22 protein-coding genes are annotated in these 26477 nt (G+C 64.9%); 9 read left to right on the top strand and 13 right to left on the bottom strand.

Annotation, left to right across the window (positions count from 1 at the left end):
- The first annotated feature begins 1 nt into the window (after window position 1).
- Window positions 2-1828 (top strand): alanine racemase, encoded by a 1827-nt coding sequence (locus tag ACSQ3Z_RS08100; RefSeq protein WP_436170781.1) that lies wholly within the window; start codon window positions 2-4, stop codon window positions 1826-1828.
- On the opposite strand, the gene ACSQ3Z_RS08105 is transcribed toward ACSQ3Z_RS08100, so the two are convergent.
- From ACSQ3Z_RS08105 to ACSQ3Z_RS08135, 7 genes are all read right to left on the bottom strand, one after another.
- Window positions 1829-3196 (bottom strand): FGGY-family carbohydrate kinase, encoded by a 1368-nt coding sequence (locus ACSQ3Z_RS08105; RefSeq protein ID WP_436170782.1) that lies wholly within the window; start codon window positions 3194-3196, stop codon window positions 1829-1831.
- Window positions 3193-3507, bottom strand: a complete 315-nt coding sequence (rhaM, locus tag ACSQ3Z_RS08110; RefSeq protein WP_436170783.1) for an L-rhamnose mutarotase — start codon at window positions 3505-3507, stop codon at window positions 3193-3195. Before rhaM ends, ACSQ3Z_RS08105 begins: the two co-directional genes overlap by 4 nt.
- Window positions 3507-4508, bottom strand: coding sequence for an ABC transporter permease (locus ACSQ3Z_RS08115; RefSeq protein ID WP_436170784.1), 1002 nt, complete (start codon window positions 4506-4508; stop codon window positions 3507-3509). The genes rhaM and ACSQ3Z_RS08115 overlap by 1 nt, the downstream gene beginning before the upstream one ends.
- Window positions 4505-5482 carry an ABC transporter permease gene (locus ACSQ3Z_RS08120; protein WP_436170785.1) on the bottom strand — a complete coding sequence of 326 codons (978 nt, stop codon included), beginning with the start codon at window positions 5480-5482 and terminating at the stop codon, window positions 4505-4507. Before ACSQ3Z_RS08120 ends, ACSQ3Z_RS08115 begins: the two co-directional genes overlap by 4 nt.
- Window positions 5479-7020 (bottom strand): sugar ABC transporter ATP-binding protein, encoded by a 1542-nt coding sequence (locus tag ACSQ3Z_RS08125; protein WP_436170786.1) that lies wholly within the window; start codon window positions 7018-7020, stop codon window positions 5479-5481. The genes ACSQ3Z_RS08120 and ACSQ3Z_RS08125 overlap by 4 nt, the downstream gene beginning before the upstream one ends.
- Window positions 7021-7206: 186 nt before the next feature.
- Window positions 7207-8202, bottom strand: coding sequence for a rhamnose ABC transporter substrate-binding protein (gene rhaS, locus ACSQ3Z_RS08130; RefSeq protein WP_436170787.1), 996 nt, complete (start codon window positions 8200-8202; stop codon window positions 7207-7209).
- A gap of 55 nt (window positions 8203-8257) precedes the next feature.
- Window positions 8258-9067 (bottom strand): DeoR/GlpR family DNA-binding transcription regulator, encoded by an 810-nt coding sequence (locus ACSQ3Z_RS08135; RefSeq protein ID WP_436170788.1) that lies wholly within the window; start codon window positions 9065-9067, stop codon window positions 8258-8260.
- Between the two features lie 187 nt (window positions 9068-9254).
- Between ACSQ3Z_RS08135 and ACSQ3Z_RS08140 the strand changes: the two genes are divergently transcribed.
- The 3 genes from ACSQ3Z_RS08140 (at window position 9255) to ggt (ending at window position 14612) form a co-directional block, all read left to right on the top strand.
- On the top strand, window positions 9255-11357 hold the full coding sequence (locus tag ACSQ3Z_RS08140) for a bifunctional rhamnulose-1-phosphate aldolase/short-chain dehydrogenase (RefSeq protein ID WP_436170789.1): 2103 nt from the start codon (window positions 9255-9257) through the stop codon (window positions 11355-11357).
- 121 nt (window positions 11358-11478) lie between these two features.
- Window positions 11479-12771, top strand: a complete 1293-nt coding sequence (rhaI, locus tag ACSQ3Z_RS08145) for an L-rhamnose catabolism isomerase (RefSeq protein WP_436170790.1) — start codon at window positions 11479-11481, stop codon at window positions 12769-12771.
- Window positions 12772-12872: 101 nt separating this feature from the next.
- Window positions 12873-14612: a gamma-glutamyltransferase gene (gene ggt, locus ACSQ3Z_RS08150; RefSeq protein WP_436170791.1), complete on the top strand. Its 1740-nt coding sequence runs from the start codon at window positions 12873-12875 to the stop codon at window positions 14610-14612.
- Here the strand turns inward: ggt and ACSQ3Z_RS08155 are convergent.
- The 3 genes from ACSQ3Z_RS08155 to ACSQ3Z_RS08165 form a co-directional block, all read right to left on the bottom strand.
- Window positions 14609-14953: a hypothetical protein gene (locus ACSQ3Z_RS08155; protein ID WP_436170792.1), complete on the bottom strand. Its 345-nt coding sequence runs from the start codon at window positions 14951-14953 to the stop codon at window positions 14609-14611. The genes ggt and ACSQ3Z_RS08155 overlap by 4 nt on opposite strands.
- A gap of 160 nt (window positions 14954-15113) precedes the next feature.
- The gene (locus tag ACSQ3Z_RS08160; protein WP_436170793.1) at window positions 15114-16469 is read right to left on the bottom strand and encodes a sigma-54-dependent transcriptional regulator; all 1356 of its coding nucleotides are present in this window, start codon (window positions 16467-16469) and stop codon (window positions 15114-15116) included.
- Complete coding sequence (locus tag ACSQ3Z_RS08165) at window positions 16466-18337, bottom strand: sensor histidine kinase (RefSeq protein ID WP_436170794.1); 1872 nt, start codon at window positions 18335-18337, stop codon at window positions 16466-16468. Before ACSQ3Z_RS08165 ends, ACSQ3Z_RS08160 begins: the two co-directional genes overlap by 4 nt.
- Window positions 18338-18572: 235 nt before the next feature.
- Between ACSQ3Z_RS08165 and ACSQ3Z_RS08170 the strand changes: the two genes are divergently transcribed.
- Together ACSQ3Z_RS08170 and ACSQ3Z_RS08175 are read left to right on the top strand one after the other, a co-directional pair.
- Window positions 18573-19904 carry a dicarboxylate/amino acid:cation symporter gene (locus ACSQ3Z_RS08170; RefSeq protein ID WP_436170795.1) on the top strand — a complete coding sequence of 444 codons (1332 nt, stop codon included), beginning with the start codon at window positions 18573-18575 and terminating at the stop codon, window positions 19902-19904.
- A gap of 111 nt (window positions 19905-20015) precedes the next feature.
- Window positions 20016-20597 carry a histidine phosphatase family protein gene (locus tag ACSQ3Z_RS08175; protein WP_436170796.1) on the top strand — a complete coding sequence of 194 codons (582 nt, stop codon included), beginning with the start codon at window positions 20016-20018 and terminating at the stop codon, window positions 20595-20597.
- Window positions 20598-20626: 29 nt separating this feature from the next.
- On the opposite strand, the gene ACSQ3Z_RS08180 is transcribed toward ACSQ3Z_RS08175, so the two are convergent.
- Window positions 20627-21376: a pseudouridine synthase gene (locus tag ACSQ3Z_RS08180; protein ID WP_436171868.1), complete on the bottom strand. Its 750-nt coding sequence runs from the start codon at window positions 21374-21376 to the stop codon at window positions 20627-20629.
- Window positions 21377-21505: 129 nt separating this feature from the next.
- Complete coding sequence (locus ACSQ3Z_RS08185) at window positions 21506-21649, bottom strand: hypothetical protein (protein WP_436170797.1); 144 nt, start codon at window positions 21647-21649, stop codon at window positions 21506-21508.
- On the opposite strand from ACSQ3Z_RS08185, the gene ACSQ3Z_RS08190 reads away from it, so the two are divergent.
- Genes ACSQ3Z_RS08190 through ACSQ3Z_RS08200 form a run of 3 tightly spaced genes read left to right on the top strand, consistent with a single transcriptional unit; the run spans window position 21648 to window position 25578 of the window.
- A complete protein-coding gene (locus tag ACSQ3Z_RS08190) occupies window positions 21648-22517 on the top strand; it encodes an ABC transporter substrate-binding protein (protein WP_436170798.1) in 870 nt (289 codons plus the stop codon). The genes ACSQ3Z_RS08185 and ACSQ3Z_RS08190 overlap by 2 nt on opposite strands.
- The gene (fhuB, locus tag ACSQ3Z_RS08195) at window positions 22510-24549 is read left to right on the top strand and encodes a Fe(3+)-hydroxamate ABC transporter permease FhuB (RefSeq protein WP_436170799.1); all 2040 of its coding nucleotides are present in this window, start codon (window positions 22510-22512) and stop codon (window positions 24547-24549) included. The genes ACSQ3Z_RS08190 and fhuB overlap by 8 nt, the downstream gene beginning before the upstream one ends.
- A 24-nt stretch (window positions 24550-24573) precedes the next feature.
- A complete protein-coding gene (locus ACSQ3Z_RS08200; protein ID WP_436170800.1) occupies window positions 24574-25578 on the top strand; it encodes an alpha/beta hydrolase in 1005 nt (334 codons plus the stop codon).
- Here the strand turns inward: ACSQ3Z_RS08200 and ACSQ3Z_RS08205 are convergent.
- On the bottom strand, window positions 25512-25952 hold the full coding sequence (locus tag ACSQ3Z_RS08205) for a hypothetical protein (protein WP_120018438.1): 441 nt from the start codon (window positions 25950-25952) through the stop codon (window positions 25512-25514). The two genes, ACSQ3Z_RS08200 and ACSQ3Z_RS08205, sit on opposite strands and share 67 nt — an antisense overlap.
- Window positions 25953-26477: the final 525 nt, after the last annotated feature.

Below are 26477 nucleotides of genomic sequence, written 5' to 3' on the forward strand. Positions count from 1 at the left end.
GATGTCCGGACCGCAAGTCGCCATCGATCTCGGCCGCATCGAGCGCAACGCCCGCACCATCGTCGAGCGCTGCGCTCAGTCGGGCATCAAGGTCTTCGGCGTCACCAAGGGCACCTGCGGCATGCCGCAGGTGGCGCGCGCCATGCTGCGCGGCGGTGTTTCCGGCATTGCCGAGTCGCGCTTCGAAAACATCCGCCGCTTGCGCGACAGCGGTATCACCGCGCCGATCATGCTCTTGCGCAGCCCGCCGGTTGCCCGCGTCGAGGAGGTGGTGCGCAGCGTCGACATCAGCCTGCAATCCGAACTCACCATCATCCGCGAGATAGCCCGCATCGCCGAGCGCATGGGCCGCGTCCACGACATCATGCTGATGATCGATCTCGGCGATCTCCGGGAAGGCATCTGGCCGAACGATCTGGTGCCCACGGTCGAGCAGATCCTGGAGATGAAGGGCGTGCGCATCGCCGGCATCGGCACCAATCTCGGCTGCTTCGGCGCCATCATGCCGACCGAGGAAAACCTGGGCCAGCTCGTCGCCCACGCCTACACGACCGAGCGCCTGTCCGGCAAAAGCCTCGACTGGATCTCGGGCGGCGCCTCGTCGTCGCTGCCGCTGCTGCTCGCGGGACGGCTGCCCGCCGGCATCAACAATCTGAGAGTCGGCGAGGCGATCCTGCAAGGCGGCGTCGAAACCTTCCGCGACACGCCCTGGGATGAACTCGAACCCGATGCCTGCCGCCTGACCAGCGACATCATCGAGGTCAAGCTGAAGCCGTCGCGGCCGATCGGCCAGTCCGGCTACGACGCTTTCGGCAACCAGCCGGTGTTTCCCGATGAAGGCGACAGGCTGCGCGCCATCGCCAATATCGGCCGCGAGGACGTGCTGGTCGAAGGGCTGGTGCCTATTGCCAAGGGTATTCGCGTGCTCGGTGCCTCCAGCGACCACCTGCTGCTCGATGTGCAGGACGCCGATCCGCCGCCCGCCGTCGGCGACCGCGTCGCCTTCCGCATGAGTTATGGCGCCATGCTGCTGGCAATGACCTCGGAATATGTCGAAAAGGCCCCGATGCACGATGTCGAGGACTATTCCGGCCGCAAGATGGTGTCGATCTCGGCCGAGCCGGCGGCGGCCGGAATCGTGGCGCGCGAGGCGACCGGCGCCCGGCTGGAGGCGATGAATTTCGACGTCGTCGAGCTCGCCGATGTCGAACGGCCGCCATCCGGTCTGATCCGGCTGAGCGTCGGCGCCGACCGCCGCGTCGCCCACAAGGCCCTGGCGGCGACAGCGCGTGCCACGCATTCCTTCGGCCTGATCTGGATCGATTCCATTGCCGCGCTGATGCCGGAAGACGAGGAGGGCATCGACCTGCCCGAGGTCTCCGTTCTGGCGCGGACGCTCGGCCTCGACCACAAGCCCGGCGCCTTGCAGCCGCAGCTGTCGCCGGAAAACGTCGTCATTGTCGGCCTTCGCCATGCCGATCCGGCCGAGGCGCGGGTGCTGAACGATTCGCGCGTTTCCGCCTTCACCATGACCGACGTCGACGCCATGGGCATGCGCGACGTCATGCGCGAGGCCATCCACATCGCCTCCTCCGGCACGCAAGGTTTTCACGTCAGCTACGCGCCAACGGTGACCGAGTTCGCCGGCTGGGCGGCTGGTTCCGGCGGCATCACCGTACGCGAGACGCATCAGGCGATGGAGACGATCGCGCTGTCCGGTGGGCTGCTGTCGATGGATGTTTCCGGGCTGACGGCCGAACTCGAGCCGCGGCTGGCGACCGAAACGATCAACTTCGTCATGTCGGCTTTCGGCAAGCGCATTCTCTGATCAGCTTGCGTCGACCGCCGTATGCCACGCGCGCGCATAGTCGACCCAGGCTGGATCGGCCGGTGGCTCGGTCTTTTCGCCCCTGCTTCCGACCGCGCCACGATCAGTTGCTAAAAGCGCGGCGCCGATGCTGGTGCCGGTCGCCGCTTCCGAGGCAATGACCGGCCGCGCCGTCGCGGCGGCGAGCATCCGGGTGAAAAGCCGGTTGCGGGCGAACGGGCCCTCGACGATCGCCGGACCATCGCCGCCGATCAGGCCGAGGCAGGTCGCCGTCATCAGCGCTAGGTAGAACGAGATGGCGGCGAAGCGTTGGCCTTCGGTGATGTCCTCAGCCGCGAGCCACTGTGCGGCATGATGCGGATAGGGCCCCGAGCCTTGCTGGGTCGAGGGCAGCAGCAATGTCCTGCGTGCCAGCACGGCGGCGACATCGGCGTCGCTCCAGTCCTGCGCGGAGCCCTCTGTCAGCAGGGAAAACTCGCGGCCGCCCATGAAGCGCGCTGACGGAACGGGATCGCCGAGCGCGTTGACATTGACCAGCGTGTCGCGCGCCGCATCGAGCGCCACCTTGTCGCCGCCCACCGCCATCGACACCACCCAGGTTCCGGTCGAGACGACCGAGAAAGGCGGCGGGTCGGCAAGCAGATGCGGCAGCAGCGAGGCGTTGGAATCGTGCAGCCCGCAAAACACCGGCGTTTGCGGGTCCAGCCCGGTTTGTTGCGCAAGCGCAGGCAGGATCGGCCCGAGTCGGTCCTTCGCCGGTCGTACCGGCGCCATCAGCCGGCGCCAGCCCATCTCGTCGACCAGCTGCGAGTAATCCGCCTTCCAGGGATTCCACAGATCGGTGTGGCAGCCGAGCGATGTCACTTCGTTGGCGGCGACGCCGGTCAGCCGCAAGGCCCAGTATTGCGGGTACATCAGGATCGCCGCCGCTCGGGCGAATTCGGTTGGAAAATGCCTCTGCTGCCAGAACAGCTGGGCGCCGATGTTGAGGCCGGCGGGCAGGCGCGGCGTGCCGGTCTCGGTAAAGGGTGGACGGATCGCATCATAGTCGCTGGCAAGCGCGTCGGGTCCATCGAATTCATAGTCGAGCACCGGCAGTGCCAGTTTGCCTTCGGCATCGACCAGCACCGCTGTCGCGCCATGGGTGGTGATCGATATGGCGTCGATGCGCTGCTCGCGGTGGATCGCGGCGAGGCTGTCGAGGATGAAGGCCCACAGGGCTTCGACATCGTGATGAGGGTAGAGGCCATTAGTGGAGGCCGCGTTGGCGGTGCGGCGCAGCGCTGTCTCGTGCATGGACGCAAGATCGACCAGCGCCACCTTGGCGTTGGTCTTGCCGATATCGATGACGGCGACGTGGCGCATCATGCCATATGGAACATGGTTTCCAGCGGCACCGCCACCGGCTCGTTGTCCGCCTTGGTTTCCATGACATCGGCCATGTGTGCCCACCAGCGCTGCATCACAGGGTGCTTGGGCAGGTCGGCCATGCCGTGATCGTCGCGCCGCCACAGCACGCCGAAGAGGATGTTGGTCTCTTCGTCGAGATGGATCGAATAGTCGGACACCCCGGCCTGTGTCAGCAGCGCCACCAGCGACGGCCAGATCTCGTCATGGCGGCGCTTGTACTCGGCCTTCATGCCGGGGTTGAGCTTCATCTTGAAGGCGTATTTCTCCATCAGGCGAAGCGCCCTCCACGCAGCCGCCGCCAGACGATCGGCAGCGCAATGACGATGATCAGCAACAGCCCGATGAAGATCGACATGACGATGCCCGGCACGTTGAGCAGGCCGAGGCCGAAGGTCACCAGCCCCATGATGAAGGCGGCAAGCACGACGCCGAGAATGCTGCCGGCGCCGCCGAGGATGCTGACGCCGCCGAGCACCACCATGGTGATGGCTTCCAGCTCGTAGCCCTGCGCGATCGACGGCCGGGTCGAACCGAGCCGGGAGGTGATCAGCACCGCGGCGATGCCCGACATCAGCCCGGTCAGGCAGAACAGGATGAACTTGATGCGGTCGACGCGCACGCCGGAGAACTGCGCCGCCACCGGATTGTTGCCGATGGCAAAGACCCGACGGCCGAAGCTCGTCCGGTGCAGCACGAACCAGTAGATGACAGCCGCCACCAGGAACAGTGCCAGCTCGAACGACACCACCCACCAGACATAGCCCTGGCCGAAGAAGGCGAAACTCGCCGGATAGCCCTTGTAGGCCTGGTCGCCGAGCACGATGAAGGCAATGCCGCGAAACAGGCTCATCGTGCCGATGGTGACGACGATGGACGGCAGGCCGAGCTTGGTGACGAGCAGCCCGTTGAAGGCACCGCAGCCAAGCCCGACGGCGATGCCGATCAGGACAAGAACCGGCGTGCCGGCGCCGGCCTGCACGGCCATGCCCATCATGGTCGAGGCGAGCGCGATGATGGCGGCGACCGACAGGTCGATCTCGCCGGAAATGATCAACAGCGCCATGGCGAGCGCAATCAGCGCCTTTTCGGTGAAGTTGAAGGTCAGGTCCGACAGCGACCACGGATCGAGGAAATAGGGCGACGCAAAACTGTTGACGGCAAAGATCGCGACCGCGACCACGACCAGCAGCGCCTCCCAGGAGAAGATCGCCGAAGAGAGCGGCTTGTCGAGCCGGTCCGGGATGTGGCGCGGGGCAGGGGTGTCGGTCATGCCGCTTCCGCCTTTCTGAGGATGATGCGGCCCTGCCGGCGTTCGCCGCGCGCATTGAGCACCACAGCCAGGATGATGGCGCTGCCCGAAATCGCCATCTGCCAGAAGGGCGAGATGTTAATGACCGGCAGCGCGTTGGAGATGATGCCGAGGAACAGCGCGCCGAGCACCGCCCCGCCGACCGAGCCGATGCCGCCGGCGATCGAGATGCCGCCGATGACGCAGGCGGCGATGATGTTGAGCTCATAGCCGTTGGCGACCTCGACCGAGGCGATCACATAGCGCGAGATCCACAGATAGCCGGCGAGACCGCCAATCATGCCGGAAATGCAGAAGACGATGAATTTGGTGCGGCCGACGTCGATGCCGGCATAGACCGACGCGGTCGGATTGACGCCGATGGCATAGATCGAGCGGCCGAGCGCGGTGCGTGTCATCACCAGGAAGAACAGCGCGATGACGAGGAGCGCGATCCATGACAGCACCGGAATGCCGAGGAAGGCCGCGCGCTGCAGATTGATGAAGTCGGGGCTCATCTGGTCGGCATTGACCCAGGCGCCGCCGGAAATGACGAAAGTGGCACCGCGATAGATGGTGAGCGTACCCAATGTCACCACGATCGAGGGGATGTTCAGCCGCCACACCAGCAGGCCGTTGATGGCGCCGAGCACCAGCCCGACGAGGAGTGCGATGACGATCAGCAGCGGGATCGGGATGGCCGGATGCGCGGCGTTCAGCATCGCCACCACCATGCCGGTGAAGCAGAGGTTGGAGGCCATCGACAGGTCGATCGAGCGCGTCAGGATCACCACCATCTGGCCCAGTGCCAGGATCATCAGGATCGAGGTGTCGTTGAACACCTGGCGCAGATTGGCCGGGTCTGCAAAACCGGGGAAGCGCGTCGAGATCAGGCCGATCAGCACGGCGATGGCCGCAAGCAGCCAGATCTCGCGGTATTTGACGACGTTTTTCATGCCGCGATCCCCGCTGCTGTCCTCACCAGCGTCTCGGCGTCGAGCCCCCTGTTGTCGTGGACAGCCGCGATGCGGCCTTCGCGCATGACGACGACGCGGTCGGACATGCCCAGGATTTCGGGCAATTCGGACGACACCATGATCACCGACAGGCCTTGCGCCACCAGTTCGGCCATGAAGCCATGCACGGCGGCCTTGGAGCCGATGTCGATACCCTTGGTCGGCTCGTCCAGGATGATCACCTTGGGCGCCGTCGCCAGCCATTTGGCGATGACGATCTTCTGCTGGTTGCCGCCGGAAAGCGTGCCGACATCCTGGCTGAGCGAGGACGCGCGCAGATCGAGCCGCTCGGTGTAGGAGCGGGCCAGCGCGAATTCTTCCGCAAGCCGAAGCATGCCGGATTTGGACGTGCGCTTCAGCGAAGGCAGCGAGACATTCTGGAAGATCGGCAGGCCGATCACCACGCCCTGCTTGCCGCGCTCCTCCGGCACGTAGACGATGCCGGCTTCGATCGAATCCGCGGCCGACTTGGGCGCGATCGCTCTTCCTTCCAGCGTGATCGTGCCCTTGCTGGTGCGGGTGATGCCCGATATTGCCTGCATCACCTCGCTGCGCCCGGCGCCGACAAGGCCGTAGAAGCCCAATATCTCGCCCTTGTGCAGTTCGAAGCCGATGTCGTCGAACTCGGTCGGGTGCGACAGGCCGGTGACCGACAGCACCGGCGCGCCGATATCGGCCTTGCGCTGCGGAAAGATGTGGTCGACGTTGCGGCCGACCATCATGCGCACGATCTTGCCCTGGTCGGCGTCCTTGAGCAGGCCTGCGCCGACCATCTCGCCATCGCGGAACACGGTGTATCGGTCGGCGATGCGGTAGATCTCGTCGAACTTGTGGCTGATGAACAGGATCGCCTTGCCTTCGCTCTTGAGGAATTCGATGAGCAGAAACAGCTCCTCGATCTCCTTCATCGAAAGTGCCGCCGTCGGCTCGTCCATGATGACGATGCGTGCGTCGATCGACATGGCGCGGGCGACGGCCACGAGGTGCTTGTTGGCGATGCCGAGATCCTTCAGCCGCGTGTCGGCGTCGATATGGCCGGCGCGCATCGTGTCGAGAACCTCGCGGGCGTTCTTGCGCATCGTGCGCCAGTCGATGGTGCCGAAGCGGGTGCGCGGCGCATGGCCGAGAAAGATGTTTTCGGCAACCGACAGGTCGTCGAACAGCACTGTTTCCTGGTGGATGGCGGTGATGCCATGGCCGAAGGCGGCGTGCGCACTGTGCAAGGCGGCGGCTTCGCCGTCGATGCTGATCGTGCCGGCGTCGGGCTGGTAGATGCCGGTCATGATCTTGACCAGCGTCGACTTGCCGGCGCCGTTCTCGCCGATCAGCGCCGTCACCTGCCCGGGATAGAGCGACAGGCTGACATCATGCAGCGCGCGTACGCCGGGAAAACTCTTGGAGATGCCTGACAGCGTCAGGCGCGGGGCGGAGGGCTCGGGCCGTTCCGTCTCCAATTTGTGTTGGGCTGTCGTGTCCATATCCGTATCAGGCCCTGAAGCTAGAGCAAATCCAGGAAAAGTGTGAAACGGTTTTCCGTCCGGAATTGCATAAAAACAAATGCTTAGAGCGGGTCGGCGGTTCTATCAAAAGCTGAACCGTTCCAGGTCCGTTTGAAGATGCGGCGGAGCGTGAGCCCCGCCGCGTCAGCTTGAAGGACGCCAGGATCAATAGATCTTGGAGAACTTCTCGATGTTGGTCTTGTCGAACTGGAAGGGCGGAGCCATTGCAGCCGAATTGGTGTCGTCGAGCGTCACCTTGCCGACGCGGCCGATCGACAGCGTCGCACCGGGCTTGGCTTCTTCCTTCTTCACCGCCAGGTCATGGGCGAGGTAGATGGCCGAGTAGCCGAGGTCGATCGGGTTCCACAGCGCCACCGCCTTGCTGGAGCCATTGTCGATGAACTTCTTGAATTCGGAAGGCAGCGCCAGGCCGGTGACATTGACCTTGCCGATCAGGCCTTCGTCGGTCACCACCTGGGCGGCGGCAACGACGCCGACTGTGGTCGGTGCGATGATCGCCTTGAGGTTCGGATAAGACTTCAACAGGCCCTTGGCTTCGTCGGTGCTCTTGGCTGAGTCGTCATCGCCATAGACGGTGGCGACAAGGTTGATCTTGGGGAACTTCTCCGGCAGCGCCTTCTTGGCTGCCTCGATCCAGGCATTCTGGTTGGTCGCGGTGGACGACGCCGACAGGATGGCGACGTCGCCGCCTTCCGGCAGGTAGTCGGCGGCGAGCTTGATGATGGTCTCGCCGATCAGGCCGGTGTCGGACGGGTTGAGGTGAAGCTGGCGGCCTTCGGGAGCGACGCCCGAATCCCACGAGATCACGGTGATGCCGCGTTCCATCGCCTTCTTCAGCGCCGGAACCAGCGCGTCCGCATCATTGGCCGAAATCGCGATGGCGTTGACCTTCTGCGCGATCAGCGAATTGACCACCTCGATCTGCGCTTCGGCGGTCGCCTTGGTCGGGCCGGTGTAGATGACCTCGACATCGCCGAGTTCCTTGGCCGCTTCTTCGGCGCCCTTGTTGGCGGCATCGAAGAAGCCGTTGCCGAGCGACTTCACCACCAGCGCGATCTTGACGTTTTCGGCATAGGCGGCATTCACGAACATGGCGGCGGAAAAGGCCGCCGTAACCAGCAGTTTCTTCAAGAAGCTCATCGAATATCCTCCCTTGAGCGTTGCATTCCATCGCCGCTGCGGGCGCGAGTTGGCCTCAGGCCTGCAGTGAAGATTCTTCCTTGTTGCTTGCCGGTTTGCGGGCGACGATCAGCGTCACCCCGGCGGTTTCCAGCATCTTGGCTTCGCGGTCCTCGATGCCGTCGTCGGTGATCACCGTGGCGATGCGTGTCAGACCGCACAGGATCAGGCTGGAGCGCATGCGGAATTTCGAGGAGTCGACCAGCACCACAAGCTCGTCGGCCTGGTCGATCAGCTTCTGCTCCGCCTGGATCAGCAGCGGGTCGCCCTCCATCAGGCCGAGCGGCCCCAGCCCCTGCGCGCCCATGAACATGCGGCGCGCGTAGAAATTGCGCGTCACGTCATTGTCGAAGGGCGACAGGATGATGTTCTGCTCGCGATAGATGGTGCCGCCCGACAGCATCACCGTGTTCTTGGAATGCTTGAGCAGGTGTTCGGCGATCGGGAAGGAATTGGTGAAGATCGGCATGCGGCGGCCGGTCAGGAAATGCACCATCTGGAAGGTCGTGGTGCCGCCATTGATGATGATCGGCTCGCCATCCTTGCAGAGTTCCACTGCTTCCCGGGCGATCGCCCGCTTCTGCTGGGCATTCAGCGTTTCGTTGACGGAAAACGGCCGGCCGGCAAGGCCGATGAACTGCGGCGGCGAGATCGCCTCGGCGCCACCGCGCACACGGCGCAGGCGCTTTTGAACGTGCAAGGCGGCGATATCGCGCCGGATTGTCGCCTCGGACGAGTCCGTCAGGTCGACCATTTCCTGCACCGTCACCACAGGTTTTTCCTGGACGGCGGACAGAATGATCCTGTGGCGCTCTTTCTCGTGCATGGTTCCTCCCTGCTTGGGCATCTAGGCACCCAAAACGCGCAGTGTCAATCATTTCCAATCATAAATTTTCATTGTGCAGTGCAATATGATCGGAGTTGATCGTTTGTGATTGACAATCTCGCCGCTAGCGTAGACATTTGGCCAAGCTCGACCGCACTGTTCGCGTGTCTCACGGGAGGATATTCAAATGCTCGACAAGCGCTCCGGCTCGCGCCTTGCCAATCTGTGGGACGACGCCAAGGCGGCGTCGATGAGCGAACCGGAACGCCTCGTCTATCGCTCGAACACGCTCGGCTCCGACAAGCGCGTCACCAATTATGGCGGCGGCAACACCTCGTCCAAGATCTGGCAGAAGGACCCGCTGACCGGCGAGAGCGTGGAAGTCTTGTGGGTCAAGGGCTCGGGCGGCGACAGCGCCTCGATCAAGCTGGACGGTTTCGCCACCCTCTACATGGACAAATTGCGCGCGCTGAAGGGCCTCTATCGCGGGCTTGCGCATGAGGACGAGATGGTGGGCTTCTTGCCGCACTGCACCTTCAATCTCAATCCGCGCGCGGCCTCGATCGACACGCCGCTGCACGCCTTCGTGCCGAAGCCGTTTGTCGACCATATGCACCCCGATGCCATCATCGCCATCGCCGCGGCCAAGGATTCCAAGGCGCTGACCAAAGAGATCTTCGGCGACGCCATCGGCTGGCTGCCATGGAAGCGGCCAGGCTTCGAGCTTGGCCTGTGGCTGGAGAAATTCTGTCTCGGGCATCCCGCCGCCAAGGGCGTCATCCTCGAGAGCCATGGCCTGTTCACCTGGGGCGACACGCCGAAGGAATGCTACGAGACGACGATCGCGGTGATCAACCAGGCGATGGAGTGGTTCGAGCGCCGGTCCGAAGGCGTGGCGATTTTCGGCGGCGAGATCGTCAAATCGCTCGATGCTGAGGCGCGTCGCACCGTCGCCGCAAAGCTGATGCCGCGGATTCGCGGCCTGATCTCGGAGAAGAGCCACAAGCTCGGCCATTTCGACGATTCCGCCGCCGTGCTCGAATTCGTCAATTCCAGGGATTTGCGGCCGCTGGCGGCGCTTGGCACCTCCTGCCCGGACCATTTCCTGCGCACCAAGATCCGGCCGCTGGTCATCGAGTTCGATCCCGCAAATCCCGATGTCGATGCCGTCATCGCGCGTCTCGCCGACGATATCGCTGCCTATCGTGTTGGCTACCAGGCCTATTACGACAGCTGCAAGCATGCAGACTCGCCCGCCATCCGCGATCCCAATGCGGTCGTCTATCTGATGCCCGGCATCGGCATGTTCACCTTCGCCGGCGACAAGGCGACGGCCCGCATCTCGGGCGAGTTCTACGTCAACGCCATCAACGTCATGCGCGGCGCCTCGACCGTCTCGTCCTATGTCGGCCTGCCCCCACAGGAAGCTTTCGACATCGAATATTGGCTGCTCGAGGATCTGAAGCTGCAGCGCATGCCGAAGCCGAAGGCGCTGGCCGGCCAGATCGCTTTGGTCACCGGCGGCGCCGGCGGCATCGGCCGCGCCACCGCCAACCGCCTGCTGCGCGAAGGCGCCTGCGTCGTGCTGGCCGATATCGACGAGACGGCACTCGCCAGCGCCAATGAGGAACTGGCCAAGGCCTACGGCAAGGATTTCGTGCGTCCGGTGCTGATCAACGTCACATCAGAGGACCAGGTAATCTCCGGTTTCGCCGAGACCGCGGTCGAATTCGGCGGCATCGACATTCTGGTGTCGAATGCCGGCCTTGCCTCCTCGGCGCCGATCGAGGACACGACGCTGGCGCTGTGGAACAAGAACATGGACATCCTGTCCACCGGCTATTTCCTCGTGTCGCGGGAAGCCTTCCGGCTGTTCCGCGCCCAGAAGATCGGCGGCAACGTCGTCTTCGTCGCTTCCAAGAACGGCCTTGCCGCTTCGCCCAACGCCGCCGCCTATTGCACCGCCAAGGCGGCCGAAATCCATCTCGCGCGCTGCCTGGCGCTGGAGGGCGCCGAGGCGCAGATCCGGGTCAATGTCGTCAACCCGGACGCCGTGCTGCGCGGCTCCAAGATCTGGACCGGCGAATGGAAGGAACAGCGCGCTGCCGCCTACAAGATGTCGACCGACGATCTGGAAGAGCACTACCGCTCGCGCTCGATGCTGAAGCGCTCGGTCTTCCCCGAGGACATCGCCGAGGCGATCTACTTTTTCGCCTCCGACATGTCGGCCAAGTCGACCGGCAACATCATCAATGTCGACGCGGGCAACGCCCAGAGCTTTACCCGCTAGTCGATCGCCGAGGGGCGCCAACGCCGAAGCGCTTCCCTTCTACCCGTCTCTAGACGGGGAGAAGGTGCCGGTAGGCGGATGAGGGGCGGCGCCGGCAGAACGCATATTGGGAGGAATTGCAGTGTCCGAATCCATCATCTCCGCCGAAATCGTCGACAAGGACAACGCCGTGCGCAAGGCGAACCTCGAGCGCGACTATCAATCGCTCGGCGAGCGGCTCGATCGCTTCGGTATCGCCATCGACGCCATCCGCGACAAGGTGGAAAAATTCGCGGTGGCGATCCCGTCCTGGGGCGTCGGCACTGGCGGCACCCGCTTTGCCCGCTTTCCCGGCGCCGGCGAACCGCGCGACATCTTCGACAAGATCGAGGACTGCGCCGTTATCCGCCAGCTGACGCAGGCGACGCCGACCGTCTCGCTGCACATCCCGTGGGACAAGGCCGATCCGAACCGGCTGAAACAGGCGGCCTCGCGCTTCGGCCTCGGCTTCGACGCCATGAACTCCAATACCTTCTCGGATGCCAGGGACCAGAAACTCTCCTACAAATTCGGCTCGCTGTCGCATGCCGATGCCGGCACGCGCCGCCAGGCGGTCGAGCACAATCTCGAATGCATCGAGATCGGCAGGACGCTGGGCTCGAAGGCGCTGACGGTGTGGATCGGCGACGGCTCGAATTTCCCCGGCCAGGTCAATTTCGCCAGGGCGTTCGAGCGCTATCTCGACGCCATGAAGCACATCTATGCCGGCCTGCCGGACGACTGGAAGCTGTTTACCGAACACAAGATGTATGAGCCGGCCTTCTATTCGACGGTCGTGCAGGACTGGGGCACCAACTACATGATTGCCCAGGAACTCGGCGACAAGGCCTTCTGCCTGGTCGACCTCGGCCACCACGCGCCCAACGTCAACATCGAGATGATCGTGTCGCGGCTGATCCAGTTCAAGAAACTCGGCGGCTTCCACTTCAACGATTCGAAATATGGTGATGACGATCTCGACGCCGGCTCGATCGATCCCTACCGGCTGTTCCTGGTCTTCAACGAACTGGTCGATGCCGAGCTTTCGGGTGCCGAGGGTTTTCATCCGGCCCACATGCTCGACCAGAGCCACAATGTCACCGATCCGATCGAAAGCCTGATGCTGTCGGCGGTCGAGGTGCAGCGCGCCTATGCGCAGGCGCTGCTGGTCGACCGCAAGGCGCTGGAAGGTCACCAGGACACCAATGACGCGCTGATGGCGACCCAGACGCTGAAAGCGGCCTACCGCACCGATGTCGAGCCGATCCTGGCCATGGCGCGGTTGAAGACCGGCGGCGCTATCGATCCGGTCGCCGCTTATCGTGCTGCCGGCTACCGAGCGAAGGTGGCGGCGGAACGGCCGGCGGTAGCTGGGGGCTCAGGCGGCATCGTCTGACACACCTGACATCTGATTTGATCCAGCTGGTCACCGTTGCTGGTGGACTCGGCCGCCCCAACCGGCTCTTCTAGGCGCACCCCACGCCCCGGAGCCCCGCCATGCCCTTGACCCGCCGGACGCTGATCGCCGTCAGCCTTTCGCTTGCAATCGCCTTCACACCATCCGCGGCCGCCTTCGCAGCCTCGCCCACACCGGCGAAGGGCGAACACGGCATGGTGGTGACGGCCCAGCATCTGGCGTCTGAAGTCGGCGTCGAGGTGCTGAAGAAGGGCGGCAACGCCGTCGATGCGGCGGTCGCCGTCGGCTATGCGCTGGCCGTGGTGTACCCGAACGCCGGCAATATCGGCGGTGGCGGCTTCATGACCATCCGCTTCAAGGACGGCAAGTCGACCTTCCTCGATTTCCGCGAACGCGCGCCGCTGGCTGCGACCAAGACCATGTATCTCGACAAGGACGGCAAGCCGGTGAAGGGCGCCAGCCTCGACGGCTACCTTGCAGTCGGCGTGCCGGGCTCGGTCGCCGGCTTCGAGGCTGCGCGCGAGAAATATGGCACGTTGTCGCGGCAGGATCTGATGGCGCCGGCGATTGCCTACGCCAAGGACGGGTTCGTCCTCAATCAGGGCGATGCCGGCTTTTTTGCCCGCTACGCAGACCGGCTGGCGAAGGATCCGGCGGCGGCCGCCATCTTCCTGAAGCCGGACGGCAAACCCTATGGCTTTGGCGAGCGGCTGGTGCAGGCGGACCTCGCCGCCTCGCTGTCTGCGATCTCCGAGAAGGGGCCTGACGCCTTCTACAAGGGCGCCATCGCCGACGCCATCGTCAAGGCAAGCAGCGCCAAGGGCGGCATCCTGGCCAAGCCGGATTTCGAGCAATACGCGGTGCGCGAGCTGAAGCCGGTGACTTGCTCTTATCGCGGCTACGAGATCATTTCCTCGCCGCCGCCAAGTTCCGGCGGCGTCATCATCTGCGAGATCCTCAACGTGCTGGAAGGCTATCCGCTGTCCTATCTCGGCGCCGGTTCGGCCGAGACGGTCCACGCCATGGTCGAGGCGATGCGTTACGCCTATGTCGACCGCAACTCGGCGCTTGGCGACCCGGATTTCGTCGACAATCCGGTCTCGAAGCTGCTCGACAAGGGCTACGCCAAGGACATTCGCGACAAGATCGATCCATTCCGGGCCGGCGTCTCGCAGGATCTGATGCCGGAGGGTTTTGGCGAGAGCAAGGAGACGACTCACTATTCGATCATCGACAATGACGGCAATGCGGTCGCGGTCACCTACACGCTGAACGGCTCCTTCGGTGCCGGCGTCGTCGCCGATGGTACCGGCATCCTGCTCAACAACGAGATGGACGATTTCACCCAGAAGCCGGGCGTGCCCAACCTCTATGGGCTCGTCCAGGGCGAAGCCAACGCCATCCAGCCGAAGAAGACGCCGCTATCCTCGATGAGCCCAACCGTGGTGGCCAAGGACGGCAAGCCGTTCATGGTCATCGGCAGCCCCGGTGGCTCGCGCATCATCACCATCACGCTGGAAGCGATCGTCAATGTCGTTGACCACGGTATGAACATCCAGGAGGCGATCGACGCGCCGCGCATCCACCATCAGTGGCTGCCCGACACGGTCTATGTCGAGCCGTTCGGACTGTCGCCCGACACCGAAAGACTGCTGGCCGGCATGGGTTATCACCTCGATCTCGGCGACACGACTTGGGGCCAGGCTGCCGGCATACTGGTCGGCGGCAAGAGCCTGGCGGAAATCGAGAAAGGCGGCGGCGCCCGCTACAACGGCGCCATCGACAGCCGCGCTGCATCCGGCGAGGCGCTGGGCTATTAGACGACCAACGTTATGGTCGACGCAATCAGCAACACGGCCGCGATGCCGACGAACAGGGCATAGAGTCGCGGCCGGTCAAGCAGCAGCGCATTGCCCGATATCCAGGCCGAGGTGGCGCCGCCAAGCGCGAACAGGAAGCCGTTGCGGTGCCCGAAGGTCATCGAGGCGGCCATCAGCCCACCGATGATCAGGGCGCCGAACACGATGATGACGGCGACGGCATATTTCTCGAAATCGTTTCCGCTGCCCATTGCCGGTCCGATCGTGTTCAGATTCGGCAGGTCGTCCGGATCGAAGGGGTTGGCCGAGCCATATTCGTCTTGACCGATGGATTCGCGCATCACTCGTTCTCCGCTGAGCGGCAACAAACCATCAACGCTTGCCGAGCGCAACCGGCAACGCCACCGCGGCGATATGTTCGCCGCCCTCTGGTGCCAACGTGCCACGGTTTGCCAGCCAAGCTCAACGGTCAGATGGGCGATCTGGTTCCACAGGCTTGATCTATTTGGAGAAATCGCTGCGCACGATGCCGTGCCGCTGCAACTTGTCGTAGAAGGTCTTGCGCGGAATCCCCAGCGCCTCGATCGTGCGCCTGACATCGCCGTCATTGCGGCCAAGCGTCTCGCGGATGATGTCGGCCTCGTAGCGCTCCAGCCGCTCCGGCAACGGCATGGCGTCGTCCAGATCCACAGGCGCGGCGGCCTGAGCCCTGCTGCCTTCCTCCAGACCAAGCACGAAGCGTTCGGCAAAATGCGCCAGTTCCCGGACATTGCCCGGCCAGTCGTGCTCCCTGAGATGGCGCTGGACTGCGGCCGGCACCGCCGGCACCGAACGCCGGAACCGCGTGGCCGCACGCTCGGCGAAGTAGCCGAACAGGAGAAGAATATCGTCGCGGCGCTCGCGCAGCGGCGGGATCGAGATCGTCACCACGTTGAGGCGATAGTAGAGGTCTTCGCGAAAGGCGCCGCGCTGGCTGGGATCGCCGAGATCGACCTTGGCGGCGGCGACGACGCGCAGGTCGACCGGCCGCACCTCATTGGTGCCGAGTGGCGTCACTTCGCGCATTTCCAGCACCCTGAGCATCTGCACCTGCGTCGACGGCGACATGCTTTCGATCTCGTCGAGGAACAGCGTGCCGCCGCTGGCATGCTCGATGCGGCCGATCCGCTTCTTCTGCGCGCCGGTGAAGGCGCCCGCCTCGTGGCCGAACAATTCGCTCTCGATCACGGTCTCCGGCAGCGTGCCGCAATTCAGCGCGACGAAATTGCCCTTGGCGCGGCGACTCCAGCTATGCAGCAGACTGGCCACCACCTCCTTGCCGGAACCGGTTTCGCCGGTCACCAGCACGTCGACATCGGTGTCGGCGATTTGCCTGAGCGTGCGGCGCAGCCTTTCCATAGCCGGCGTCTGGCCGATCAGCGGCAGGCCGTCCTGCGCCTGCTCGGCCGCCTCGCGCAAGGCTCGGTTCTCCATCACCAGCCGGCGCTTTTCCGCCGCGCGCCACACACTTTGCGCCAGCCGGTCGGCGGCAAAAGGCTTGGTGATGAAGTCATAGACACCGTCCCTGATCGCCTTGACGGCCATGGCGATGTCGCCGTGTCCGGTGATCAGGATCACCGGAATGTCCGGGTCCAATTCTAGGATGCGGTCAAAAAGCTGCAGGCCGTCGATCTCCGGCATCCTGATGTCGGACACCACGACGCCGCTAAAACCGGCGTCGAGCTCGGCCAGCGCATCGGCCGCCGCCCTAAAGGCCGATACCGAAAACCCGGCCAGCTCCAGCGTCTGCCTTGTGGCCTTCAGGAGATCGACATCGTCATCGATCAGGACGACCGGTGCGGGATCGTTGCTGGTCATGCTGCTTTCGCAAGATGGATGGTGAAACGGGTGCCGCGGTCGTCGCTCGCAACCTCGATGCGTCCGCCATAGTCGGCGACGATGTCCTTCGAGATGACGAGGCCGAGCCCGAGGCCTTTTTCCTTCGAAGTGTTGAACGGCGTGAACAGCGACTTGAGGATTTCGGGCGGAATGCCCGGCCCGTTGTCCGACACATTAACGGTCACGCCGTCAGCCGTCTCCTCGGCCGACACCTCGACCCTGGCGTTCTCGCGGCCGTCAAGCGCCTCCAGCGCATTCTGGAACAGGTTGATCAGCACCTGTTCGAGCCGGATCCGGTTGCCCTTCACCTTGAGGCCCGGTGGTGGTGGCGCGATATCAAGCGCGTCGAGCCGGCCGGCAAAGCGGCTTCGAAGCAGCACCACCGCACCTTCGATGACGCCGCGCAATTCGACAGGCTCGGCCGCAGTGCGGCCCTTGCGGGCAAAGGCTTTCAACTCCTCGGTGATGGTGCCGATGCGTTCCGTGAGTGCGGCGATGGCGCCGAGATTCTCTTCGGCCGGTACGGTCTGCTTCCTGTCGAGGAAGACGCGGGCATTGTCGGCATAGGCGCGGATCGTGGCGACCGGCTGGTTGATCTCGTGCGCGACGCCGGCCGCGACCTGGCCGAGGATGGCCAGCCGGTTCGCCTGCACCAGCTCTTGCTGCACCACCTGCAGCTTCGCTTCTGTGCTGCGATGCCCGGTGATCTCGGCCTGCAGCCGGTCGCGGGCGCGGCTCAGATCCTCGGTGCGTTCGACGACGCGGCGTTCGAGCTCGATGCGTGCCGCCTGTTCGGCGGCGATCCGCATCTGGGCTGACTGCCGTCGCCACAACAGGTAGGCGGCGAGGCCAATGAGTGGACCGATAATGCCGAGTGCCAGAAGCCGCATTTCGCGCTGAGCCGCAGCAATCGGCGCCTCCGCCGGAACGAGATAGTCGAGTCGCCACGGCGTCGATGCGATCGGGGTCGAGAGCCTGAGATATTCAGCTTCGCTGCCGCCCGGCGTGATGGCATGGACGAGCGCGACGTCGTCGCTCAAGGCTTGCGGCCGGTTGATCGGCAACCGCACCAGCGGCGCGTCGCCGAACTGCTGGCTGTTGCGGATTTCGCCAAGCACGGGTTGGCCAAGCGGCGCGGTTGTCATGAAACGCCAGGACGGCACGCTGGTGATCAGCACGACGCCATGTTCGTCGCTGACATAGGCCGGGCGGTTTGCCTCGTGCCAGTCGGCCTCGAGCTGGTCGAATTCCATCTTGACGACGACGACGCCGAGCGGTGCCGCGGCGCTGCCGACGCGGCGCGAAATGTAGAGGCCTGGACGCTTGCTGACATTGCCGAGCGCGAAATACTCAGCGGTTCCGGTCTGCATCGCACCGGAGAAATAGGCGCGGAAGCGATAGTCGTTGCCGACGAAGCTTGTCGGCTCGCGCCAGTTGCTGGAGGCGATGGCCAGGCCGTCAGTGCCGGTGACGTAGAGCACCGAAGCCTTGGTGCCCGAGACCAGCCCTTCGAGCTTGCGGTTCAAAACGTCGATCGTCGCCGGGCTCCGCTCGGTCAGCGCGTCACGCACCTGCTGGTCTTCCGACAGCAGCAGCGGCAGCGCGCGCGGGTTTTCCAGCACCGCGCGCAGCAACGCGACCTTCAGATTGGCGTCGGTGCGCCCTTGCGCCGCCAGTGCCTGGATTTCGGTGCTGCGGCCATAGAGGCCGGCGCCGTAAAGAGCCGCCGCGGTGATCGCGAGTGCCACCGCCGCGAACAGCAGCCAGGCACGGCGCGCCCGCTTGCCGAGTTGCTCGGGCGACGAAGACAGGACTTGAGCTGGGGCAGCGGCGGGGCGTTGCAGCATGGCCTATCTGTGCATGATTTCGCACAAAGCACAATTCGACTTATGCGGATGGCCGCACGTCGCGATATGGCGATGCATCGATCGGACACAAAATATTAAACAAAATCAAACGGAAGAGCTCACAAGCAGAAACTGGCACGCCTGTTGCAAACACCATTGCAGCAGCCGCGAGGCTGTTGGAGGTCAAACTGCCCCGGGAGGTCGAGCTTTCGATCGGGGCGCAATGGAGGACGTCATGCAGACAGCATTCGCTGCCGCCGAACCGCGCGGCAAAGTTCCCTTTTACCGGCATCTCTACGTGCAGGTGCTTACCGCAATCGCCGCCGGCATCCTGCTCGGCCATTTCTATCCCGAATTAGGCGCGTCGCTGAAGCCGCTCGGCGACGCCTTCATCAAGCTGGTCAAGATGGTGATCGCGCCGGTGATCTTCCTGACGGTCGCGACCGGCATCGCCGGCGTTTCCGATCTGCAGAAGGTCGGCCGCGTCGCCGGCAAGGCGATGATCTATTTCCTGTTCTTCTCTACGCTGGCGCTCGTCGTCGGCCTCGTCGTCTCCAACGTCGTCCAGCCCGGCGCCGGCATGCACATCAATCCGGCGACACTCGACGCCACCAAGGTGACGACCTTCACCGAGAAGGCGCATGACACGACCATCGTCGGCTTCCTGATGAACATCATCCCCGACACCATCACCGGCGCTTTCGCCAAGGGCGATATCCTGCAGGTGCTGTTCTTCTCGGTGCTGTTCGGCGTTTCTCTCGCCTTGGTCGGCGATCGCGGCCGCCCGGTGGTCGATTTCCTGCAGGCGCTGACCACGCCGATCTTCCGCCTCGTCGCCATCCTGATGAAGGCCGCGCCCATCGGTGCCTTCGGCGCCATGGCCTTCACCGTCGGCAAATACGGCATCGCCTCGATCGCCAACCTCGCCATGCTGATCGGCACCTTCTATCTGACTGCTTTCCTCTTCGTGATTGTGGTGCTCGGCGCCGTTGCCCGCTACAACGGCTTCTCGATCCTGGCGCTGATCCGCTACATCAAGGAAGAGCTGCTGCTCGTTCTCGGCACCTCGTCCTCGGAAGCGGCACTTCCCGGTCTGATGGCCAAGATGGAGCGCGCCGGCTGCAACCGCTCGGTGGTCGGCCTGGTCGTCCCGACCGGCTATTCCTTCAATCTCGACGGCACCAATATCTATATGACGCTGGCCGCCCTGTTCATTGCCCAGGCGACCGACACGCCGCTCACCTTTGGCGACCAGATCCTGCTCTTGCTCGTCGCCATGCTGAGCTCCAAGGGTGCTGCCGGCATCACCGGCGCCGGCTTCATCACGCTGGCCGCGACGCTCTCGGTCGTGCCTTCGGTGCCGGTCGCCGGCATGGCGCTGATCCTCGGTGTCGACCGTTTCATGTCGGAGTGCCGGGCGCTGACCAACTTCGTCGGCAACGCGGTGGCGACGATCGTCGTGGCGCGCTGGGAAGGCGAACTCGACCAGAGCAAGTTCGCCGCCGCGATGGCAGGCGATCTGCCGGAAGAGGCCGATCTCTCGCTGCCGGGCCTGCAGCCCGCCTGATCCTTCAAGGCCCAGACTCTGCAGGCCGCAGCCGGTCACCGGCTGCGGCCTGTTCTTTTCGCCGGCCGGCGCATAGGTTGATCTCAACCCGCCATGGCGAAAGGTCCGTGAATGAGCAGCGCGTTTCCCGAAATCTACCTGGTTCGCCACGGCGAGACGGAATGGAGCGCGTCGGGCAAGCACACAGGCCGCACCAACATACCCTTGACGGCAGCGGGTGAAGCCGCCGCACGCGGCGTGGCGGAGCGCCTCAAGGGCCTGTCGTTCCAGGCAGTCTGGTCGAGCCCCTCGCAGCGGGCCTACAACACCTGCACTCTGGCCGGCTTCGGCGCGACCGGCGTCAAGAAAGACGATCTGCAGGAATGGGACTATGGCGCCTATGAGGGGCTGACCACCAAACAGATCCTTGCCGCACGACCCGGTTGGAACGTGTTTCGCGACGGCTGTCCGGGCGGCGAGATGGCAGCGGATGTCGGCGCCAGGGCCGACCGGATCCTCGGCGGGCTACGCGCGGTCGGCGGCAACGTGCTGGTGTTTTCGAGCGCGCATTTCCTGCGGGTGCTTACGGCGCGCTGGCTCGGCCTGCCGCCGCAGGACGGCGCCTTGCTGGTGCTGGACACCGCAAGCCTCAGCACGCTCGGTTACGAGCACGACCTGACCGAGCCGGTGATCCGCAAGTGGAACCAGAAATAGCAGGCTGACGGCAGCCGCGTGCCCGTAGCTCAGTTCGCTAGCATCGCCCGTTCCTCGGGAGTGAGGTGCCGCGCCTTGCCCTTGGCGAGATCGCCGAGTTGCAAGTGTCCGATCGCCACCCGCACCAGCCGCAGCACCTCGACATCGAAGGCGCCGAGCAGCCTACGGATCTGGCGGTTGCGGCCCTCGTCGAGCACGATTTCCAGCCATGCCGTGCGGCCGCCGCTGCGCAGCATCTCGATCGAGCCGGCCGTCAGCAGCTCGTCGTCGACGACCGCGCCTTCGCGAAACCGCGCCAGCATCGCCTCGTCTGGCTGCGTGCCGATCTGCACGTGATAGGTCTTGGCGACATGCGAGGCGGGATCGAGCAGGCCATTTCCCCAATGCGTGTCGTTGGTCATCAACAGAAGGCCTTCGCTGGCCTTGTCGAGGCGGCCGACCGGCGACACGAAGGGCAGGTCGAGCCCCGCCAGGCAGTCATAGACGGTGCCGCGATCCTCGGGATCGTCGCGCGTGGTGACCAGGCCGCGCGGCTTGTTGACCATCAGATAGACCTTGCGCTCGGCAACGACGCGCTCGCCGTCGACGGTGATGCGGTCGCGGCCGGGATCGACGCGCAGCGATCCGTTGCGCACCACTTTGCCGCCGACCCGCACCCGCCCCTCGGCAACCAGCACCTCGGCCTGCTTGCGCGAGCACAGCCCCAGCTTTGACAGCGCGCGGCAAAGGCTGACCCCGGCAGGAGGTGGTCGGCGGGCGATGTTGGGCGGCCGTGCCATGCGTTGGTGGGTGTTCTTCCCGGTGGTCAGCGACAGATGCCATGCGCGGCGATCGTTGCGCAACCCGCTCGGGGCGTACCGCGAGAGCGTCGCGCGATTCCACGTCGCGAAGATTGTTGGCCGGTTTGGTCATCTTAAATGTTGACTATGAAAATCAGGTTTAATAGTCAGCTTGGCACCGGCGGCTGCAAGCCGGGTTTGTAGGATCGCGGCGCAGAGGGAGAGCAGGATCGTGCCGGAGAATGACAGGCGGGCGGCCAGGTGCGGCAGCATGACCCGGCGCGGCGCGCTCGGGCTTTTCCTGCTGCCCTTCGCGGGCTCGCTTTCCGCCGCGCCGCGCCCCTTGCGCATCGTCTCACTGGACGCCGGGCTGACCGAGACCTTGCTGATGCTCGGCGTCAGGCCGGTCGCCATTGCCGACCGCGAAATCTGGGAGAAATGGGTGGTCGAGCCGCCGCTGGCGCCGGAGATTGCCGATGTCGGCACGCTGCTCGAGCCCAACCTCGAATTCCTGCAGCAATTGTGCCCGGATATCATCCTGGCCATCCCCTATCTGGATGGCATCAAGCCGCTGCTTGAGCGCGTCGCGCCGGTGACGACCATCGGCATCTACACCGAGGAGGGCCGACCCTATCAGCTTGCCGTCGAGGCGACCCGGCAGCTGGCGCGGCTTGTCGGCAAGGAGGAAGAAGGCGAAGCGCTGATTGCGGCGACTGAGGCCGGTTTCCTGGAGATCCGGCAGCAGCTTGCGCCGTTGTCGGCGCGGCCGCTCTACATCGTCAACTTCATGGATCCGCGGAATGTGCGTGTCTATGGCCGGCAGAGCCTGTTCCAGGATGTGTTCGATCGCATCGGCATCCGCAACGCCTGGACGGGCGACACCAACTATTGGGGCTTTGCCACGCTCGGTTTGGACGGCCTCGCGACGGCAAGCGATGCGCGGCTGGCCTATATGGAGCCCTTGCCCGAGGGCGCCGGCGGCACGCTGACCGAAAGCCCGGTCTGGAACGCCATGCCCTTCGTGCGCAACCGCTCGATCATGCGCCTGCCGGCCGTGCTGATGTTCGGCGCGCTGCCGTCCGCGGCCCGCTTCGCGCGCGTGCTGGCCAAGGCGATGACCGGAGATAATTCGCATGACTGACGATGCTGCTGCCCTGGGTGGCGCGCGCGCCAGTGGGACATGGCCGCGCCGCCTGTCCGCCGGCCAGCCGCTCGGCGCCATCCTGCTCTGCGTGGTGCTCTCGGCCGCGGCGATCGCCGCCACGCTCTCCAATCTTGCCGTGCAATTGCCGCCGGCGCTCTGGCTCGATGCGCTCGGCACGCCCGATGTCGCGGATATGCGGCTGGTGCTCGTCCACTATGCCTTCCTGCCCCGGCTGGCCGTCAGCCTGCTCTGTGGCGCGGCACTCGGGCTCGCTGGAACCGTTCTGCAGCAGGTACTGCGCAACCCTTTGGCCTCGCCGGAAACGGTCGGCGTCTCGGCCGGCGCCCATCTGGCGCTGGCGCTGGCGACGCTTGCCGCGCCGTCCTTGCTCGCCTTCGGTCGCGAATGGGTGGCGCTGGCCGGCGCCTTCGTCGCGATAGTCGCGGTTGTCGCTCTGTCCTGGCACAAGCGCCTGTCGCCGCTCTCCGTCGTGCTCGCCGGCCTGGTCGTCAGCCTCTATACCGGCGCCATCGGTGCTGCCCTCATCGTCTTGCGCCACGAATGGCTGGCCAGCCTGTTCATCTGGGGCGCCGGCTCGCTCGGCCAGCAGGACTGGACGACGACACTCTGGCTGCTGCCGCGCCTCGGTGCCGCTGCCGTCGCCATCGGCCTGATGGTCCGTCCGCTGACTTTGCTCGGCCTTGAAGACGAAGGCGCCCGCAACCTTGGCCTGCCGCTCGGCGTCTACCGTGTCGCCGGGCTAGGTGCTGCGGTAGCGCTCATTGCTTTCGTCGTTGCCGCCGTCGGCGTCATCGGCTTCGTCGGCCTGGCCGCCGCTACACTCGCCCGCATCGGCGGTGCGCGCCGCCTCGGCCAGCGGCTGGTCATGGCGCCGTTTCTCGGCGCAGTGCTGCTCTGGGCGGCCGATCAGGGCGTACAATTGGCGACCGGGCCGCAGGGCGATCTGCTGCCGACCGGCGCCATCACAGCACTTCTCGGCGCGCCGCTTCTGCTGTGGCTGCTGCCACGCCTTGCGCTCGCCTCCGAAGCCCCGGCGCTGACCGCCGAGCATCTGCCCCGAAGCCGCCGGCCCGGCCTGGTGCTGGCGGCGCTCGGCCTGTCCTTGGTTGTACTGGTCGGGCTCGCCTTGCTGCTGGGGCCGGGGCCGCATGGCTGGAGTTTTGCAATAGGCGATCAACTGCAGCCCTTGCTGTCATGGCGCTGGCCCCGCGTCACCGCAGCGCTCGCCGCCGGTGCCATGCTGGCGCTGGCCGGGCTGATGATGCAGCGCCTGACCGGCAATCCGATGGCCAGCCCCGAAGTGCTCGGTATCAGCGCCGGGGCAGCACTTGGCATGGTGCTGGCGCTGTTTTTAGCCTCCGATCCCGGCCGCCCTGCCCAGACCGCCGCCGCCACCGCCGGCGCCTTCGCCGCCTTGCTGGTTACGCTGGCGCTCGGCCGCCGCGCCGCCTATGCGCCCGAGCGGCTGCTCTTGGCCGGCGTCGCGCTGACGGCGCTGTTCGATGCGCTGGTTCTGGTGCTGACCGCCACGGGCGATCCGCGCGCCATGCTGCTGCTCAACTGGCTGACCGGCTCGACCTATGGCGTCGATGTGGGTTCAGCTTTGCTGACCTCGGCCATCGCGCTTTGCCTGTTCCTCGTCGCGCCCGTTTTCATCCGCTGGCTGGATCTGCTGCCGCTCGGCGCGCCGGCCGTTCAGAGCCTTGGCATCGACCTGCGCAAGACGCGGCTGCTGGTGTTACTGATGGTCGCCGCACTCACCGCCGCCTCGACCCTGATCGTCGGTCCACTGACTTTCATCGGCCTGATGGCGCCGCATCTCGCCCGCCGGCTTGGGCTGGCGCGCGCGCTGCCGCAGGCCCTCGGCGCGGTGCTGGCAGGCGCCCTGATCATGGTTTGCGCCGACTGGATCGGACGCACCGCAATCTTCCCGCGCCAGATCCCGGCCGGCCTCGTCGCCACGCTGATCGGCGGCCCGGTGCTGATGTGGCTGCTGCGCCGCCGCTGACTCTTTGCTCCTCGGGAGATCTCCATGTTCCAGTCGATCGCGACGCCAGCCTTGATCGCCGACACCTCAGTCCACGATTTCGTTCCCGCCACGGGCGGCGAGCCCTGGCGGGTCTTCCTGCATGTGCCGCCCGGTGAAGCCCCCGAGGCCGGCTGGCCGGTCCTCTACATGACCGACGGCAACGCCGTCATCGGCACCGCCGTCGATGCGGTGCGCGCGCAATCAGGCTATCCCTCGGGCACCAATGTCGAAGACGGCGTCATCGTCGCCATCGGCTATCCCGTCGCCGGCGCCTACGATCCGCTGCGGCGCTCCTGGGATCTTGGCCCGCCGCCGGGCAAGACCTATCCGCCGTTCCACGAAGGCGGCCCCGAGGTGCGGACCGGCGGCGCGGAACAATTCCTCGCCTTCATCGAGGACGAGCTGAAGTCGTTCGTAGCCAGCCGCGCTAGGATCGATGCCGACAGGCAGGCGCTCTACGGCCACTCCTTCGGTGGCCTGTTCGCGCTCTATGCGCTGTTCACCCGCCCGCGTGCCTTCCGCACCTGGATTGCGGCGAGCCCGGCGATCTACTGGGAAGACCGCGCCATCGACCGGTTTCTCGAAGCATTCGAGACCGCCGTCCCGGACGGCTTGAGCGCGCAAGTCACCCTCTCGGCCGGCGAATACGAGACCGAAAAACTGGCGCCGTTCCAGATCGGCGCCGCCGACGAGCAAAAGCGCCTGGAGCAGAAGAAAGTAACCCGCACCGACGAATTCGCCCGCGCAATGGCCGAGCGTCTAAACGCCATCCCCGGGCTCGCTGCCAGCTTCGAATTGCACGCCGGCGAAAACCACATGTCGATCCTGCCGGTGACGGTCAACCGCGCGGTGCAAGCGGCGTTACTGTGCGAGGGCAAACGTCCACTGCCGGCCCGACCAAGGCCCGCTAGGCTAGCAGCGTTTGCAACGCGCTGCGATTGCTACCCGCCGCGAGCCGGTGGCAGTTCGAACAGCGTAGCGCCATTCTCCTGGCCGCGTTCGACATAGCCGATGATCCGGAACCATTTGGCGACGTCGGCTCTCTGCAGCCAGCTGCGCGAGCGAATGGGGAGGTTGCCGGCGAGCGCCTGGATATGGCGAATGTGCCGCTTGCAGAAGCGGATGGTCGCGGCGCTGAAGAAACCCTCCTGCGCGGCAAACAGCGTATCGGCCGCGTCGCTATGCTCATGCCAGGCGATGATCGCCACCGTCTTTTCGCCCTCGACAAGGGCATGGGCGCGGCCTTCCTTCAAATTCATCATCAGATTGTCGTAGGCAACCTTGCTGTCCTTGCCGGCCGCCACATACTCGTCCGAGATCCGCTTGGACAGACCCCGGAAAACACCCTCGAGATCGCCGACCGTAGCTGCGCGTGCTCTCATTTCTCCTCCTGCAGCCCCGGCAGGCAGTTTGCCCTAGGAATAGGGGATCACCAAGCAAATCAAATCCGCCAATCGGCCGATGCGAGCAAAGGCGTTTCGCTTGGCGAGGCCGGCGAATGCGAGACGGAAAGGCTGGCACCGTTTTAGATCGGCGCTGCGGACGAGAAAAAGCGTCTGGAGCAGAAGAAGCTGACGCGCGCTGACAAATTTCGCCCGCGCAATGGCGTAACGCCTCGACGCCATCCCCCGGTCTCAGCGCAGGAAACCGTTGGGAATCAAGGGTAGCCGGTCGCGTACCTTGTCGATCCGATGGCGCCAGTCCGGGTGCAGGGTGGCTTACCTTGGCCGTGCTGAGGGTGAACGTATCCGCCAACCTGGCGCTTGGGTTCGCGCAATCCTATCCGCCGGGCGAGCGAATCCAAGGCCGAACATTATGTCAGCCTGATCACTCTGCCTGCAGCGTCGAGGTGGCATCTGATTCGCGCCTGCCGGATCTCGGCGCCACCTTGCCTTGCATAATGTATG

The sequence above is a fragment of the Mesorhizobium sp. LjNodule214 genome (genome assembly GCF_964252735.1).
Classification (GTDB): Bacteria; Pseudomonadota; Alphaproteobacteria; order Rhizobiales; family Rhizobiaceae; genus Mesorhizobium.

Bases quoted from the DNA above. Each gene is read 5' to 3' on its own strand.
- ACSQ3Z_RS08160 (WP_436170793.1), bottom strand. From the start codon at position 16,469: ATGACCAGCAACGATCCCGCACCGGTCGTCCTGATCGATGACGATGTC.
- rhaM (WP_436170783.1), bottom strand. From the start codon at position 3,507: ATGGAGAAATACGCCTTCAAGATGAAGCTCAACCCCGGCATGAAGGCC.
- fhuB (WP_436170799.1), top strand. From the start codon at position 22,510: ATGACTGACGATGCTGCTGCCCTGGGTGGCGCGCGCGCCAGTGGGACA.
- ACSQ3Z_RS08120 (WP_436170785.1), bottom strand. From the start codon at position 5,482: ATGAAAAACGTCGTCAAATACCGCGAGATCTGGCTGCTTGCGGCCATC.
- ACSQ3Z_RS08165 (WP_436170794.1), bottom strand. From the start codon at position 18,337: ATGCTGCAACGCCCCGCCGCTGCCCCAGCTCAAGTCCTGTCTTCGTCG.
- ACSQ3Z_RS08205 (WP_120018438.1), bottom strand. From the start codon at position 25,952: ATGAGAGCACGCGCAGCTACGGTCGGCGATCTCGAGGGTGTTTTCCGG.
- ggt (WP_436170791.1), top strand. From the start codon at position 12,873: ATGCCCTTGACCCGCCGGACGCTGATCGCCGTCAGCCTTTCGCTTGCA.
- rhaS (WP_436170787.1), bottom strand. From the start codon at position 8,202: ATGAGCTTCTTGAAGAAACTGCTGGTTACGGCGGCCTTTTCCGCCGCC.
- ACSQ3Z_RS08115 (WP_436170784.1), bottom strand. From the start codon at position 4,508: ATGACCGACACCCCTGCCCCGCGCCACATCCCGGACCGGCTCGACAAG.
- ACSQ3Z_RS08135 (WP_436170788.1), bottom strand. From the start codon at position 9,067: ATGCACGAGAAAGAGCGCCACAGGATCATTCTGTCCGCCGTCCAGGAA.
- ACSQ3Z_RS08175 (WP_436170796.1), top strand. From the start codon at position 20,016: ATGAGCAGCGCGTTTCCCGAAATCTACCTGGTTCGCCACGGCGAGACG.
- ACSQ3Z_RS08140 (WP_436170789.1), top strand. From the start codon at position 9,255: ATGCTCGACAAGCGCTCCGGCTCGCGCCTTGCCAATCTGTGGGACGAC.
- ACSQ3Z_RS08125 (WP_436170786.1), bottom strand. From the start codon at position 7,020: ATGGACACGACAGCCCAACACAAATTGGAGACGGAACGGCCCGAGCCC.
- ACSQ3Z_RS08200 (WP_436170800.1), top strand. From the start codon at position 24,574: ATGTTCCAGTCGATCGCGACGCCAGCCTTGATCGCCGACACCTCAGTC.
- ACSQ3Z_RS08190 (WP_436170798.1), top strand. From the start codon at position 21,648: ATGACCCGGCGCGGCGCGCTCGGGCTTTTCCTGCTGCCCTTCGCGGGC.
- ACSQ3Z_RS08185 (WP_436170797.1), bottom strand. From the start codon at position 21,649: ATGCTGCCGCACCTGGCCGCCCGCCTGTCATTCTCCGGCACGATCCTG.
- ACSQ3Z_RS08180 (WP_436171868.1), bottom strand. From the start codon at position 21,376: ATGGCACGGCCGCCCAACATCGCCCGCCGACCACCTCCTGCCGGGGTC.
- ACSQ3Z_RS08170 (WP_436170795.1), top strand. From the start codon at position 18,573: ATGCAGACAGCATTCGCTGCCGCCGAACCGCGCGGCAAAGTTCCCTTT.
- ACSQ3Z_RS08100 (WP_436170781.1), top strand. From the start codon at position 2: ATGTCCGGACCGCAAGTCGCCATCGATCTCGGCCGCATCGAGCGCAAC.
- ACSQ3Z_RS08105 (WP_436170782.1), bottom strand. From the start codon at position 3,196: ATGATGCGCCACGTCGCCGTCATCGATATCGGCAAGACCAACGCCAAG.
- ACSQ3Z_RS08155 (WP_436170792.1), bottom strand. From the start codon at position 14,953: ATGCGCGAATCCATCGGTCAAGACGAATATGGCTCGGCCAACCCCTTC.